Origin of the sequence: Veillonella sp. S13053-19, from assembly GCF_002959835.1 — a bacterium.
Taxonomy (GTDB): Bacteria; Bacillota; Negativicutes; order Veillonellales; family Veillonellaceae; genus Veillonella; species Veillonella rogosae.
In genome coordinates, this window is sequence record NZ_PPDA01000002.1 from 161,603 (window position 1) to 176,517 (window position 14,915).

Annotated in this window: 15 protein-coding genes and 1 pseudogene; 5 read left to right on the forward strand and 11 right to left on the reverse strand. The window is 40.6% G+C overall.

The window, feature by feature from the left end; genetic code table 11:
* Position 1 precedes the first annotated feature (1 nt).
* The 11 genes from atpF to VEHSUH06_RS00950 form a co-directional block, all read right to left on the reverse strand.
* Complete coding sequence (gene atpF, locus VEHSUH06_RS00900; RefSeq protein ID WP_009352521.1) at positions 2 to 499, reverse strand: F0F1 ATP synthase subunit B; 498 nt, start codon at positions 497 to 499, stop codon at positions 2 to 4.
* An 18-nt stretch (positions 500 to 517) separates the two neighbouring features.
* Positions 518 to 745 carry a F0F1 ATP synthase subunit C gene (gene atpE, locus VEHSUH06_RS00905; protein ID WP_004695064.1) on the reverse strand — a complete coding sequence of 76 codons (228 nt, stop codon included), beginning with the start codon at positions 743 to 745 and terminating at the stop codon, positions 518 to 520.
* 20 nt (positions 746 to 765) lie between these two features.
* Positions 766 to 1,464 carry a F0F1 ATP synthase subunit A gene (atpB, locus tag VEHSUH06_RS00910; protein ID WP_105097425.1) on the reverse strand — a complete coding sequence of 233 codons (699 nt, stop codon included), beginning with the start codon at positions 1,462 to 1,464 and terminating at the stop codon, positions 766 to 768.
* A 170-nt stretch (positions 1,465 to 1,634) separates the two neighbouring features.
* On the reverse strand, positions 1,635 to 2,003 hold the full coding sequence (locus VEHSUH06_RS00915) for a Tat pathway signal protein (RefSeq protein ID WP_105097426.1): 369 nt from the start codon (positions 2,001 to 2,003) through the stop codon (positions 1,635 to 1,637).
* 10 nt (positions 2,004 to 2,013) lie between these two features.
* Entirely contained in the window at positions 2,014 to 2,208 is a 195-nt protein-coding gene (locus VEHSUH06_RS00920; protein ID WP_105097427.1) for an AtpZ/AtpI family protein, read from the reverse strand.
* Position 2,209: 1 nt separating this feature from the next.
* Entirely contained in the window at positions 2,210 to 3,352 is a 1,143-nt protein-coding gene (gene wecB, locus VEHSUH06_RS00925; RefSeq protein ID WP_009352506.1) for a non-hydrolyzing UDP-N-acetylglucosamine 2-epimerase, read from the reverse strand.
* A gap of 57 nt (positions 3,353 to 3,409) precedes the next feature.
* Entirely contained in the window at positions 3,410 to 4,561 is a 1,152-nt protein-coding gene (locus VEHSUH06_RS00930) for a glycosyltransferase family 4 protein (protein WP_105097428.1), read from the reverse strand.
* Positions 4,562 to 4,595: 34 nt separating this feature from the next.
* Positions 4,596 to 5,954: a PFL family protein gene (locus VEHSUH06_RS00935; RefSeq protein WP_009352253.1), complete on the reverse strand. Its 1,359-nt coding sequence runs from the start codon at positions 5,952 to 5,954 to the stop codon at positions 4,596 to 4,598.
* 8 nt (positions 5,955 to 5,962) lie between these two features.
* Complete coding sequence (locus VEHSUH06_RS00940) at positions 5,963 to 6,238, reverse strand: ACT domain-containing protein (RefSeq protein WP_105097429.1); 276 nt, start codon at positions 6,236 to 6,238, stop codon at positions 5,963 to 5,965.
* A 186-nt stretch (positions 6,239 to 6,424) separates the two neighbouring features.
* On the reverse strand, positions 6,425 to 8,062 hold the full coding sequence (locus VEHSUH06_RS00945; RefSeq protein ID WP_105097430.1) for a phosphoglucomutase: 1,638 nt from the start codon (positions 8,060 to 8,062) through the stop codon (positions 6,425 to 6,427).
* 203 nt (positions 8,063 to 8,265) lie between these two features.
* Positions 8,266 to 9,198: a YitT family protein gene (locus VEHSUH06_RS00950; protein WP_105097431.1), complete on the reverse strand. Its 933-nt coding sequence runs from the start codon at positions 9,196 to 9,198 to the stop codon at positions 8,266 to 8,268.
* Positions 9,199 to 9,403: 205 nt separating this feature from the next.
* On the opposite strand from VEHSUH06_RS00950, the gene ispE reads away from it, so the two are divergent.
* The 5 genes and pseudogenes from ispE to VEHSUH06_RS00975 all read left to right on the forward strand — a co-directional run.
* On the forward strand, positions 9,404 to 10,300 hold the full coding sequence (gene ispE, locus VEHSUH06_RS00955; RefSeq protein WP_105097432.1) for a 4-(cytidine 5'-diphospho)-2-C-methyl-D-erythritol kinase: 897 nt from the start codon (positions 9,404 to 9,406) through the stop codon (positions 10,298 to 10,300).
* A complete protein-coding gene (locus tag VEHSUH06_RS00960) occupies positions 10,297 to 10,995 on the forward strand; it encodes a GntR family transcriptional regulator (RefSeq protein WP_105097433.1) in 699 nt (232 codons plus the stop codon). The genes ispE and VEHSUH06_RS00960 overlap by 4 nt, the downstream gene beginning before the upstream one ends.
* Positions 10,996 to 11,277: 282 nt before the next feature.
* On the forward strand, positions 11,278 to 12,717 hold the full coding sequence (locus VEHSUH06_RS00965) for a sodium:alanine symporter family protein (protein ID WP_105081621.1): 1,440 nt from the start codon (positions 11,278 to 11,280) through the stop codon (positions 12,715 to 12,717).
* 397 nt (positions 12,718 to 13,114) lie between these two features.
* Positions 13,115 to 14,371, forward strand: a complete 1,257-nt coding sequence (locus VEHSUH06_RS00970) for a Glu/Leu/Phe/Val dehydrogenase (protein ID WP_009352522.1) — start codon at positions 13,115 to 13,117, stop codon at positions 14,369 to 14,371.
* Positions 14,372 to 14,657: 286 nt separating this feature from the next.
* Positions 14,658 to 14,915, forward strand: a pseudogene (locus VEHSUH06_RS00975) (IS256 family transposase); the annotation flags it as partial.

Genomic DNA, 14,915 nt, shown 5'->3' on the forward strand with positions numbered 1-14,915 from the left:
ATCACAACCCTATCGTTTTACTATCAAGTTGACGAATAGCGTCTTCGATCAATTTTGTATTAGTTTCGCTGTTCATATCTTTAGCAACAACTTTACCAGCCATAGCTACAGATAAGGAAACAACTTCATTGCGCAAGCTGTTCATAGCGCGATCGCGTTCAATAGCGATATCTTGACGAGCACGATTTTTTTCTTGTTCAATTTGTTCACGTGCTGTCGCTAATTGTTCGCGTGTTGTATGTTCTGCTTCTTGAACTGCTTTTTCAACAATTTGTTGTGCTTCTTGACGTGCTTTAGCAATTTGAGCAGCATAATCAGCTTTAAAGCCCTCTGCCTCTACACGAGCTTTTTCTGCAGCTTCTAAGTCTTTAGCAATTCGTTCTTTACGTTCTGTCATCATAGCCAATAATGGTTTATATGCAAAACGAGCTAATAGCCAAACTAATATAAAAAAGTTCAACATTTGAGCAAGAATCGTTCCAAGGCTTAAGTCAACCAAGGTTATTCCTCCTCGTTATTATCTGAATAACAAAATAAATGCTACTACTACACCGATGATAGGCATCGCTTCGATCAAACCAATCGCTACGAACATAGTAGACATCAATTGACCACGCAATTCAGGTTGACGCGTAATACCTTCAATTACTTTGCTAGATACAAGACCGTCACCGATACCTGCACCAATGGCACCACAACCTACTGCGATTGCTGCTGCTAATGCGAATAAACCTTGAGCTTCCATAATATACCCTCCATAAAAAATTAATGATCCTCACTAAGAGCCATCCCCAAGTAGGAGGCAGTAAGAACGGTAAAAATAAAGGCTTGAATAATACCAATGAATAAACTAAAAGCAATCCATATCCATGGTACCGGTACAAACCAAGGCAAATTGTACAATACTTCTAACAGAATTTCACCAGCTACGATATTGCCGAATAGACGGAAAGCAAGTGTAACTGGTTTTGCAATTTCTTCAAAGATATTAAGGATTAACAAAGCCTTATATGGTTGAACAAAATGATTGAAATAGGATAAGCCTTTAACTTTAATCCCCATAACCCATACCACTAATGTGCTACATAGAGCTAATGCAATTGTAGTATTAATATCGGATGTTGGTGATGTTAAAGCCTTAAACGTTGGCAGTAAGCCCAGTTCGTTTCCTACAAAAATAAATAAGAAAAACGTAAATAACAAGGAACTCACCATTGGCCAATGACGACCTAAGTTCGGAGCTAATTGCCCCTCTAAGCCTTCCAATATAGATTCAACTATATTTTGCAAGCCTACAGGCACCAATTTTCGTCCCCGGGTGGCTAGTACTGTTATCAGTATTACAATAGCCATAGTAACCCATGTAGCAATTAAAGTATCCAAATTAAATGTCAACCCTAACCACTGCACGACTTCATGGTGTCCCGCATGTAATTCCACGTTCTCAACCCCTTCCATAGACATAATAAAGAACTAATATATTTACAATAAATATAAATATAATATATATGTATCATCATACATCGTTATAGATATATAATCAACAGTTGAAAGGTAAACAATTCTAATTACTCATAAATGTATTGTGTATAATGCATTATTGGAATATATCTATAATTTAACACATCATTAGATTAGAAATGTCGACTAAGCCACCAGTAAACAACATATAATGCGGGCTGAATAAGTGCCACACCAACAAACATGCTAATAGCCTCTATACCGGGAATCTTTAATCCTAAGACTACTAATGAACCTACTAACATAAGACGCCATATCATCTGTCTACGAGCTTTACGAACGACTTTGTAAGGATCCCCGGATACAATGGATTGACCATGCAAAGCTAAACTTAGCAAGTAGAGTACCATTATAAAAATCCCCCAAAACCATCCCCATAGATACTGTTCTAGGCCACATAAAACTTGTATTATACCGCCTAAAAAGGCAATAAAAAAACAAGTCAGCAGCACACGCACTATGAATTTTACATATTGATTCATATATACCTCACTACTTAACTTGTTTGTATAACATATAAAAACCTACTATAGCTCCAATAAGACCAAATACAATCATACATAACGGTTCAGTTCTAAACCAACTATCCAGTGTATATCCAATCCAAATGAAACCACCTATACAGAAAACGAGTGTGAGCCCCGCTGATGTTGCCATAGCGAGGGCTTTCACAAGATCCTTATCCATATTATTTACCAAATCGTTCAGGACGATTAGGATCGCCTAAGAACTCATGGCGCAACGCTTGGATGATGCGTTCAGATGCTTTGCCGTCACCGTAAGGGTTAACGGAGTTAGACATCAATTTATAAGCTGCTGTATTGCTCAACAATTCATGAGCCGCTGCATGTACTGCATCTTTATCAGTACCTACTAGGCGAACCGTACCAGCTTCAACAGCTTCAGGGCGTTCTGTTGTATCGCGCAATACGAGAACCGGTTTACCAAGGGCTGGCGCTTCCTCTTGAATCCCACCAGAATCAGTAAGAATCAAATAAGATTTAGCCATTAAGTTCGCAAATGGTTCATAATCAAGTGGATCAATTAAGGTAACACGTTCTACAGAACCAAGTTCCTCTTGCACCACTTGGCGAACCTTAGGATTCTTATGTACAGGGAACACAACTTGAATATCTTCAAATTCATTAATTAAATCGCGAATAGCTTGATATACGTGGCGCATAGGCTCACCCAAGTTTTCACGGCGATGTGTAGTAACAAGAACTGTGCGTTTTTCAGGATCTAGACCATTAATAGCCGCATCGTCGAATACATAATTATCTTGTACGGTTGTATCAAGGGCATCGATAACTGTATTACCTGTTACATATAGATGATCTGTATTGATATTTTCTTTCTTAAGATTGCTTTCAGAGCTAGAAGTCGGTGCAAAGTGATAGGTCGCAATAGAACCCGTCAATTTACGGTTCATTTCTTCTGGGAACGGAGAGTAAATATCACCAGTACGAAGGCCCGCTTCTACATGGCCTACAGGAATCTCTTGATAGAAAGATGCCAAAGCACCTGCAAAGGTAGTTGTAGTATCACCATGAACGAGTACTACATCAGGTTTTGCTTCTTCTAGTACATCCTTAAGACCTAACAAGGCACGATTTGTCACATCGTACAAGGTTTGGCCTTGGCTCATAATATTTAAGTCGTAATCAGGGGTAATATTAAACAAGTTTAGTACTTGGTCGAGCATATCGCGATGTTGTGCCGTAACGGTTACAATCGGCTCCATATCTGGTGCTGCTTCTAGTGCTTTTACAAGAGGAGCCATCTTGATAGCCTCAGGTCTTGTACCAAAGATTGTCATAACTTTTAACATAGTTGCCTCCAACATAGTAGGATAGAAAAAATGGGGCGCCAAGCGCCCCACATATGGTTATTCCTTATGGGAACCCTCTGATTCCTCTAAAGCTTTTGCCAATTCTTCACGATCAAAGGAAATAGTTTCATCTGAATCGCTGCGTTCAATTGTAGGACGTGGTAATGGATGTCCAGCCGCATCACTATGGGTAATAACCCCAAGGCGACGAGCCACAAAAATACTGCCTAAGAAGATAACGAGTACCAATGCAATACCAATCCAAGCATTGACCTCTGCTACGATGACGGACACGCCACCAAACAGAGCTGTTACGGCATACATCATTAGCACCGCTTGTTTTTGAGATAAACCTTGAGCTAACAAACGATGATGCACATGGCCTTTATCAGGCTTAAAAATTGGACGACCGCTAATTTTACGGCGTACGATAGCAAATAATGTATCCAGAATTGGTAAGCCAAGTACGATTGCAGGAACTACTAATGCAATAGTAGCTGCTGTTTTAACAGCACCCATTACAGAAATAGCTGCTAAAGTATAACCGAGGAGCATAGAACCCGTATCACCCATGAAAATTTTCGCTGGGTTAAAGTTATACCGCAAGAACCCTACTGTTGCACCTGCAAGTGCAAGAGATATACATGCTAAGTCAGTTTGACCAAGTTGTAATGTCATCGCACATACAGCAATGCATGCTATAAAGGAAATACCTGCTGCCAACCCATCAAGGCCATCGATGAGGTTTACGATATTCGTAAAGCCTACAATCCAGAAGATCGTCAATGGAGCTGCCCAATATTTAAGGTATACTACACCACCCCAAGGAAGGTTGATGAAATCTACACGAATATCATAAGCCACCAAAATAGCAGCTGCTATGATTTGGCCCATTAACTTAGTTTTTGGCTCAATCTGTTTAATATCATCCCAAATGCCAACAAGCACAAGAATAACAGTACCAAGTACAAAGCCAAATAATTTATGATCATGCGGGATAGATCCATTAAAGAGGACCGACCCGACATAACCGAGAAAGATTGCTAATCCACCAAGTCGTGGAATCGCACCATGATGCACCTTACGGGCATCTGGTTTATCTATTGCCCCGACGGCAATGGCAAAGCGTTTCACCAAAGGGGTTAGTGCAAAGGTTATGATGAGCGCTAGAGCAAAGGCCCATACATAATCGAGCACATAATCACTCATAAGACACCTCCAACAACTAGGTTGAAAAACGGGATTAGTTCGTTAAGCTACGAATAGGTGCAGGAATACGACCACCACGAGCGATGAACTCAGCTGCACTATACGGACTCACTTCAATAATTGGGGCATAACCTAATAGCCCACCAAACTCAACAACCTCTCCAACAGTTTTACCTGGTACAGGAATTACCCGAACTGCAGTTGTCTTATTATTAATCATACCAATAGCTGACTCATCTGCAATAATGGCAGAAATTGTATCAGCCGTTGTATCGCCAGGAATCGCAATCATATCAAGGCCTACAGAACATACACATGTCATAGCCTCTAATTTATCAAGTGTTAAACTGCCACAAGATACGGCATCAATCATGCCCGCATCTTCAGATACAGGGATAAATGCACCACTGAGACCACCAACGTGAGAGGATGCCATAAGGCCACCCTTTTTCACTGCATCATTCAATAATGCAAGTGCTGCCGTAGTACCATGACAACCACACGAGGACAAGCCCATTTCCTCAAGAACATGAGCTACCGAGTCACCTACAGCTGGCGTTGGAGCCAAAGATAAATCGATAATACCAAATGGTTTACCAAGACGGCGAGATGCCTCTTGTGCTACCAATTGGCCTACACGAGTAATTTTGAAAGCAGTACGTTTAATAGTTTCTGCTACAACGTCAAAGGATTGACCACGAACGGATTCAAGAGCATGTTTAACAACACCTGGGCCAGATACGCCTACAGAAATGGCGCTATCCCCTTCAGTGACACCGAAGAAGGCACCCGCCATAAATGGATTATCCTCAACAGGATTACAGAAAATAACTAGCTTAGCACAGCCAAGAGCATCATTATCCTTTGTAAGTTCAGCAGTTTTCTTAACGATGATACCCATGTCGCGCACGGCGTCCATATTAATACCAGTTTTAGTGGAACCTACCGCAACGGAGCTACATACGATATCCGTAGTTGCTAATGCTTCAGGAATAGAGTCAATCAAAATGCGGTCAGCTCGAGTAGCCCCCTTTGTTACAAGGGCAGAGAAACCGCCGATAAAGTTAACCCCTACGGCCTTCGCAGCGCGATCCATAGCTTCTGCTACAGGTACATAAGATGTTAAATCACTACCACCAGCCACTAGAGAAATTGGCGTTACAGAGATACGCTTGTTGATGATAGGAATACCGAACTCGCGCTCAATATCTTCACCTGTAGATACAAGGTGTTCTGCTTCTTTTGTAATGCGATCATAAATGCGATCACATAGCTCTTTACCAGAGCTAGATGCGCATTCTAACAAGCTAATCCCCATCGTAATGGTACGAACATCAAGCTTGTTATCATGAATCATCTGATTCGTTTCTAAAATATTGTCGATAGATAACATAGTGCCTCCTATCCTACACGGTGCATGCTCAAGAAAATATCTGCATGCTGTGCACGGATTTCAACACCAAGTTCTTTACCTTGTGTATTCAAAGCCTCTTGGATAGATGTAAGGTTTTTCATATCTTCAGACTTTGTTTCACACATCATAATCATATTGAAAACGCCATCAAGAATGGTTTGATTAATAGACATAATATTTACACCGTGGTCAGCAAGTACTGTACTAACCCCAGCTATGATACCAACGCGGTCAACGCCGACAACGGTAACAACTAATTTCATAACATCACCTTTTCTAAGCACTACAAACTATATAGCCAATATAGGGCATTCAATAAACTATATTAATATATTATATCACATTTATTACTTTTAGACGGTGAAATCTTTATGAGTTTTCATGTAAAATCAGTAGGTTCCACCTCTTCAAACACAGCAGCAGTTATACTGCAGCAGCCCATGTGGCTATTACACTTCGTCAGACAATGCGGCTGTAACAATTTCTTCACCCGCCGTTAAGAGTGCGATAAGACCTTTATCCCCTTTATAGCTTTCACCATAAATTTTATATAAGTCTTCCGTGCCAGAAGGACGAGCCACAAACCAACCGGTTTCGGTTTCTACACGAACACCATCAATAGGCATATCCTTGTACAAGGACGTAGTGCGTACATTCGTAATAGCATCTCCATCGACCTCTGTAGCCGTAATAGAGCTTGCATTTAACTGTTTCAACTTAGCCTTAGCTGCCTTCGTACAAGCCGCATCAATACGACCAAAACGAGGGTCTCCACAACCTTCGACAATATTGTTATACAGTCTATCTACAGTAGCGCCCATTACAGCGTACATTTCCATGGCCAATAGAGCCATTACCATACCATCTTTATCGGTAGTCCATACGGTACCGTCTTTTTTGAGGAATGATGCACCAGCAGATTCTTCGCCACCGATTCCAATTTCGCCATCAAATAATAAAGAGCTGAAATATTTAAAACCTACAGGTACTTCATAAACAGGAATATCTTTTACGGCCGCCCATTTATCAATCATTGTAGTACAAACAACGGTTTTACCTACCCCTTTATCCTTCCAACCACGCGTTGTAAATAGATAATCCGCAGCAGTTACAAGGAATGCATTTGGAGAGGTAAGACCATCCGCACTAACGATACCATAGCGGTCATAGTCAGGATCATTACCTACGGCCAAATCATAGTTACCGATTTGCTTGATAACGTCGGCCATGGCATATTCAGAGGAGCAATCCATGCGAACCTTGCCATCATGGTCATACGTCATAAAGCTAAAGGTTGGATCGTACTCATCATTGATAATATCCATATTGAGATTATAACGCTCTTTAATAGCGCGCCAATAACCAAAACCACTACCGCCGAGAGCGTTTACAAGAACCTTCGGTTTAGCACTTTGAATAGCTTCCATATTGATGATAGAAGATAATTCTTCAACATATAAACCTTTATAATCATATGGAACTTGTCGGTCTGGTTCAATATTATCGATACTAATCCGTTTGAACCCTTCTAATTCACAGTATGCACGTACATACTCATTAGCGCGAGTTTCAATCCACTTTGTAACAAGGGTATCCGCAGGACCACCATTCGTCGTATTGTACTTGATACCACCATTATCTGGAGGATTATGAGATGGTGTAATCACAATGCCATCCGCCATATGATCGTGGCTTTCATTATAGCGAATAATCGCGCGAGACACAGATGGTGTGGGTACGAAATCCATATTCGCATCAACCATAGCCATCACGCCATTACCAGCGAGCACCTCTAGCACAGTTATTAGGGCAGGCTGAGACAATGCATGTGTATCTTGCCCAACAAAGAGCGGACCAGTAGCGCCAAATTGCCCACGGCCATCACAGATAGCCTGCGTAATAGCCGCTACATGTAAATCTGTGAAAGTACCATTTAAGGATGTACCACGATGGCCAGATGTACCAAAGGATACTAGTTGTGTCGGATCTGTAATATCCGGTGCATTATCAAAATAAGCATCCACAAGGGTTTGCACATCAATAATATCTTGTTCTTGTACAGGCGTACCTGCTAATTTGTGAGCCATAGGAACCTCCTAACCTCATCATGAGAGAATCTCTCTCGAATTATTAATTTTATATTTTTACAATCAGATACAAGTAATCTACAAAATGTATATAACATTCACCAAAACATTATATTTACACATAATTAATATAAGATGACAAAGAACAACAATTTCCATAAAAATATTATTTATATTTGTTATTTTTTATTTCTATAGCTGTTTTATTTGTTATCAGTTACAACAGCAGTGGCATCTTGAGCTATTGTGCCTTGTGCTTTCAACTGATTGGTTACCTCAGTAGGCAAAATAGGACGAGTAAAACCTTGACCGATAACCTCTTGAGCATCGGTAATCAAGATAAATACATTTGGATCTGCTTCTTCAATAACCTCTTTCAATTTGTTAACTTGTAACAGGTTAACCGCTACCATAACAATATTTTTTGGCGTTCGAGTATAGGCCCCAACACCTTCGATGATCGTTGCGCCACGACCTACCTTGTTGATGATACATTCGCAAACATCATCGGTACGATAGGTGATGATGAAAGCAACCTTTCGTTGGTTGAAACCGATAACAACCTTATTGGTTATAATAGTATATACATACACACTAATAAGTGTTACCGCTACTGCTTCAAGACCGACAACGCCTACAGCAGCTAATAGAATGGCACAGTTGATGGCACTATTAATAGATCCCATTTGAAGGCCATAATATTTTCGAACGATAAGAGCAATTGGATCAAGACCACCCGTATTACCGCCTACACGGTAGACAATACCAAGACCCACACCAGTCGTAATACCAGCCATCATGGAACTCAGCAAAGGATCCTTAATAATCATGTCATACTGCAGGAAATCAAAGAGATCGATCATCCAAGATAACATGAGTGTCCCGTATAGCGTCTTTACTACGACACGCGTACCAAGCCATTTCCAAGCAGCCCAGAATATAGGAATATTTAAAATCATATTCCAAGAACCAACGGATAAGCCCGTTACATAGTATAAAATCAAACCGACCCCACTAATACCAGTACTAACTAGTTTATGAGGCAATACAAAAGCATCAATACCGGCACCAAATATGGCACATCCAACGGCGACCATAAGGCATTGATACACAACATCTTTATACTTGGCGAACATAGCTCCCTCCAAATTGCTATTTCACTATAAATATTCTATAATGAACTAACTAAACTATACGCTATTTACAATACTGTTAAGAATTGAACAACATGTGTATACAAAATCATCATAAACCACTTAATGGTTATTTTCAATCACTTTATAACAGTATAAAATAAACATATAAACTGCATATATTATGTACATTATGAACGAGGCTATTATGAGTAAAAGTTTTGAGCAACTCGGTTGCAGTAAAATCAACATCGGTCTGGCTATTACGGGTAAGCGTGACGACGGCTACCACGATATCGATTCCATTTTCCAATCCATTCGTCTTAGCGACTCTATTTATTTTGCTAAACACCATTCCGTAGTGTTTTCTGGAGGTGCTCCAGAGTTGCCAGACTATATGCAAAAACTGGTAACCTACGACGAAGACAATTTATCGCTCAAAGCGTTACGTGCAGTGCAAGCCTATACAGGTTGTAAGGCAGGTGCTGCCATTCATTTATTAAAACGCATTCCTATTCAAGCAGGTCTCGGCGGTGGCAGTGCAGATGCAGCAGCCATGCTATTAGGCCTCAATCGCTTCTGGGACTTACGCCTCACTCAAGAGGAGCTGTTAAAAATCGGTGCCACTCTCGGCTCTGACGTACCATTTCTATTGCAAGGTGGTACAGCTCGCGGCACAGGTCGCGGCGAAATACTAACCTATAAACAATCGCCAGAACCGCACTGGTTATTACTCGTTAAACCAAAGGTATCTGTTTCTACAGCAGCTGCTTATGGTCGCTTTAACGGTAAATCCGAAGCTACTAAGAAAACAATTGATACTGTATTAAGCCACGTTGAAAACAACGACTTGGCATCTGCTTTCACTAGTAGCGCCAATACCTTTGAAGAGCTATTATTCCCAGATCACGAAGAACTTGTAATCTGTAAAGAGTTCTTTACAAGCCGCGGATACCCAACCATCATGACTGGCAGCGGTCCAACGATGGTAGTATTACTTAATAAACCAATGGAGGCATTGCAGCTCCAAGAGGAAATTAAAGCAGCTGGCCACGATTGGCTTTCCCTCATTACTAAAACATGTACACAGGAGGACTTACCATGACAAAACGGTTACAACCTATACGACTCGATGCGTATAAACCACTGAGAGAAGTTGTAAGTGAAACATTGCGTCAAGCCATCCAAGATGGTGTGTTAAAGCCTGGTGAACGTCTCATGGAAATCCCTCTCGCTGAAGAGTTGGGCGTGAGCCGCACTCCGATTCGCGAAGCCATTCGTAAATTAGAACTAGAAGGCTTTGTCGTTATGGTTCCTCGTCGTGGTACTTACGTTGCCAATATTTCTTTAAAAGATATTACCCAAGTATTTGAAATTCGATCAGCCCTCGAAGAATTAGCCGCAGGTCTTGCAGCAGAACGCATCACTGAAGAAGAAATCGAAACCTTAGAACGAATGCTTGTAGAAATCGGCGACCACATGGAAAATAAAGACATGGATTCCGTCGTAGCTGCGGATGTAGAGTTCCACGAAGTGCTATACCGTGCATCTCGTAACGAACGACTAGCAGATATTGTTCATAACTTGCGCGAACAAACCTACCGCTTCCGTAGTTTCTCTATGAACCAACCTGGTCGACTTAGAAAAACTTGGGAAGAACATCGGCAACTCGTAGAGGCTATCGCTTCTCATAATGCTACTCAAGCTCGCAAGTTAGCTAGACTACACATGGAGCATTCAGAACAAACCTTATTACAAGGTATGGAAGAGTCCCAAGAATTCGGTCATTCTCAGAAGTAATACACAACTACATACGAAAAACATAAAATCACAGCTCTTTGAGCTGTGATTTTGTATTTTGTATCCAGTATTATGCTTTTCTCTCATATCCTTTTAATCCACATGTTAATTGAACTTTTAAAGTTTTCCTGCCTAAGTTATAATTTTTTTTACTAAACCTAGTACTGAATTAGCATAGCTTTTAGTCATGATACTATGTCTTTTTTACATACATTCGTTGTATAATTTATTCTAAAGGCGTGCGATTTATATGGCTTTATTTAGAGAAAGGACTGATACTCAATGCAAGCCCAGTTAAACGCTACAATATCTTTGATCAATGGATATTTGTGGGATTATCTTATTATCTTCATCCTCATCGGTGCAGGTCTTTATTTCACATTTACAACTAAATTCGTACAAATTCGATACTTAGGTGAAATGATTCGACTCATTGCAAGTAGTGCTGGTGAGAAAACTGAAAAGAATCACATTTCTTCATTCCAAGCGTTCTGCGTAACTACAGCATCTCGTGTAGGTGTTGGTAACATCGCAGGTATCGCGATTGCCGTAGTAATCGGTGGCCCTGGTGCTATCTTCTGGATGTGGGTTATCGCACTTCTTGGTGCCTCCACAGGCTTCGTAGAATGTACATTGGCCCAAATCTACAAAAAACCTCTAGCTAATGGTGGTTTCTATGGTGGTCCAGCTTACTACATCCGTCAAGGTTTGAATAGCCCTGGCTTCTCCGTTTTATTCGCAGTACTTATTACGATCACATTCGGTTGGATTTACAACTCCGTACAAGCTAATACATTAGCAGCATCCTTGGTAACTCTTGATGTTCCTGCTCATATTACTGGCGGTATCGTAGCTGTCTTAATTTTATTCATCGTATTCGGTGGCTTAAGTGCAGTTGCAAAAGTTGCAGAAATCCTAGTTCCAGTAATGGCATTTGCTTACATCGGCACAGCATTATACGTTATGATTACTAACATTACACAATTGCCGCATGTATTCTACTCCATCTTCTCTCATGCATTCACACTTGATGCAGCTGGTGGCGGTCTCTTCGGTGCCGTTATGATGACTGGTATCAAACGTGGTCTATTCTCCAACGAAGCTGGTCAAGGTTCCGTTCCTAACGCAGCGGCTACTGCTACTGCAAATCACCCAGTTGAACAAGGTTTAATCCAAGCGTTCGGCGTATACTTAACAACATTCATCATCTGTACAGCATCTGCGTTCATCGTTCTTATCATTGGCGATTACACGACTACAGGTCTTACAGGCGTTGCATTGGTACAACATAACTTAGCACAAGAACTTGGTCCATGGGCTCCATACGCAATGGCATTGTTCATCGTTATGTTCTCCTTCAGTTCCCTAGTTGGTAACTACTACTATGGCGAAATCAACATCACTCACCTTACCGATAAAAAGATTTATCTAAATCTCTTCCGTCTTGGTGTAGTAGCAATGTCTTACATTGGTTCCGTTGCATCCCTTGAACTTGTATGGAATGCTGCCGATTTATTCATGGCACTTCTAGTTCTTACAAACGTAACAGCTATCGTGCTTCTTAACAAACAAGCAGTTGCTGCACTTGCTGACTACGTAGATCAAAAACGCCGTGGCATCAAAGTCCCTGTATTCAACAAAAAAGTACTACCTACTCAAGAAGGTTTAGTATGGTGGGGCGATGGTCAAACTACAGACAGCTCTGCTGCTGAAAAACATTAATCAATCGATTAATTAAATCATTACACACATAAGGGTCCTTATTCCTCCGAATAAGGGCTCTTATTTTTTTGAAAGCTTTTAATTTACATACTAATCTCGGTCAACTAAAAGAAATTTATACACTACGCCAAAACTACTAAAGCAAATTTATACATTAAATCAAAACAACTGAGCAATTTTATACACTAGCCGCAGAAGGCTAAAGCAATTTTTTCTCCTTTAATAGCAGTGAGTAAAATCACAGTATTTATCTATATTTTTACTTACTTTTAAAGATTCAAAACTATAGAATATATTTATAAAAACGAAAAGGGTATTATGTATACAACGTCGAATACATAAGTATGTGAAAATTTAGCACAATTAATAAATTTACTCTGATATTCAGGAGGCAATTATGAGCGGTTACAACCCATATGAAAACATGCTAAACACTTTAGACGTAGCAGCTGAGAAACTCGGCTATTCTCGTAGCGATTACGAAGTATTGCGTCATCCAGAACGCGAATTAAAGGTAGCAGTACCTCTTCAACTAGACAATGGTGAAGTTCGCGTATACGAAGGCTATCGTTGCCAACACTCCACATTACGCGGCAGCGCTAAAGGTGGTCTTCGCTTCCATCCAGATTCCGATGAAAACGAAGTTCGTGCATTGGCAGCTTGGATGACTATTAAAAACGCCATCGCTAACATTCCTTATGGCGGCGGTAAAGGCGGTATTAAAGTTGATCCTAAAACTTTAAACCCTCGCGAATTAGAACGCTTAACTCGTAACTTCGTACGTCGTATTGCGCCAATCATTGGTGTTAATACTGACGTTCCAGCTCCAGACGTAAATACAAACTCTCAAATCATGAGTTGGATCGCTGACGAATACAGCACATTAAAAGGCGAATGGAGCCCTGGTATCGTTACTGGTAAACCTATCGAAGTAGGCGGTTCCTTAGGTCGTAATGAAGCGACTGGTCGCGGCTGTCTCATCGCATTACAAAGTTACTTAGCTAAGAAAAACTTAGACATCAAAAACCTTACTGTAGCAGTTCAAGGCTTCGGTAACGTAGGTTCCGTAGGTGCTCGTCTTATCGCTCAAGCAGGCGCTAAAGTTGTGGCTATCGGCGACGTAAGCGTTAACATCTACAACCCTAACGGTATTGATGTGGAAAAAGCATACGAATATGCTAACTCCCATGGTCGTTCTCTTGAAGGTTACAGCGAACCAGGTATGACTACAATTGGCGCTCAAGAATTATTGGCTCAACCAGTTGATGTATTGTACATGGCAGCTCTTGAAAACCAATTGAACAAAGACAACATGGAAAACATCCAAGCTAAAATCATCTTGGAAGGTGCTAATGGCCCTACTACTAATGATGCAGATAAATACTTCTATGAAAAAGGTATCGACATCATCCCTGACGTTCTTGCTAACGGCGGCGGCGTAGTTGTATCCTACTATGAATGGGTACAAAACAAAGCAAGCTTCTACTGGACTGAAGAAGAAGTTAACGAAAGATTAACTAAAAACATGCAAAATAGCTTCGAAGCTGTTTGGGAAATGCAACATAAATACAATGTACCACCTCGTCAAGCAGCGTACATGGTTGCTCTTGAACGTCTCGTAGTTGAAACTAGATGGCGCGGTTATAACTGCTAATCCTTTCTACCTCCATAACATTTAGCCATAAAAAAGGCGTAAGCTCATTTGAGCTTACGCCTTTTTGTTTGCCTATAAATCTTTTTAGGGTTATAGGACAAAACGTGTTGGTTTTATAGGGGATGGAGCCAGTAAATTACTGCTTCCATCGCCATTTTAAGTTCTTTTGATAAACTTAGAGGGTGGACAAAATGTGTTGGTAAAAAGTCCCAAACCCCTTGATTTTACTGGCTTCAATAAGGTTATATCTTCTTAGAAAATCGTGTTCTAAGTGGAGGGAATAATCATGCTGGTAAGATGTATAAATTGTGGATTTTCTTGTCAAAAATATGGGAAAACTAAAGCTGGATCACAACGATGGCATTGTAAGCAGTGTAACATCACCTTTACACAAACTATTGATAATACTACTAAATGTTTTCATCGATTTCTAAATTGGTTATTTAGTAAAGAAACACAACAGGACATGCCTGGGCAGGGCCGTACATTTCGTAGACAGATAGCTGATTTCTGGCAAATATGGCCTATGCCGCCCAAAATTGAA

Coding starts and splice junctions, on each gene's coding strand:
- VEHSUH06_RS00950 (WP_105097431.1), bottom strand. CDS start 9,198: ATGTTCGCCAAGTATAAAGATGTTGTGTATCAATGCCTTATGGTCGCC.
- ispE (WP_105097432.1), top strand. CDS start 9,404: ATGAGTAAAAGTTTTGAGCAACTCGGTTGCAGTAAAATCAACATCGGT.
- VEHSUH06_RS00915 (WP_105097426.1), bottom strand. CDS start 2,003: ATGAATCAATATGTAAAATTCATAGTGCGTGTGCTGCTGACTTGTTTT.
- atpB (WP_105097425.1), bottom strand. CDS start 1,464: ATGTCTATGGAAGGGGTTGAGAACGTGGAATTACATGCGGGACACCAT.
- VEHSUH06_RS00930 (WP_105097428.1), bottom strand. CDS start 4,561: ATGAGTGATTATGTGCTCGATTATGTATGGGCCTTTGCTCTAGCGCTC.
- wecB (WP_009352506.1), bottom strand. CDS start 3,352: ATGTTAAAAGTTATGACAATCTTTGGTACAAGACCTGAGGCTATCAAG.
- VEHSUH06_RS00960 (WP_105097433.1), top strand. CDS start 10,297: ATGACAAAACGGTTACAACCTATACGACTCGATGCGTATAAACCACTG.
- VEHSUH06_RS00965 (WP_105081621.1), top strand. CDS start 11,278: ATGCAAGCCCAGTTAAACGCTACAATATCTTTGATCAATGGATATTTG.
- VEHSUH06_RS00945 (WP_105097430.1), bottom strand. CDS start 8,062: ATGGCTCACAAATTAGCAGGTACGCCTGTACAAGAACAAGATATTATT.
- atpE (WP_004695064.1), bottom strand. CDS start 745: ATGGAAGCTCAAGGTTTATTCGCATTAGCAGCAGCAATCGCAGTAGGT.
- VEHSUH06_RS00935 (WP_009352253.1), bottom strand. CDS start 5,954: ATGTTATCTATCGACAATATTTTAGAAACGAATCAGATGATTCATGAT.
- VEHSUH06_RS00940 (WP_105097429.1), bottom strand. CDS start 6,238: ATGAAATTAGTTGTTACCGTTGTCGGCGTTGACCGCGTTGGTATCATA.
- VEHSUH06_RS00970 (WP_009352522.1), top strand. CDS start 13,115: ATGAGCGGTTACAACCCATATGAAAACATGCTAAACACTTTAGACGTA.
- VEHSUH06_RS00920 (WP_105097427.1), bottom strand. CDS start 2,208: ATGGATAAGGATCTTGTGAAAGCCCTCGCTATGGCAACATCAGCGGGG.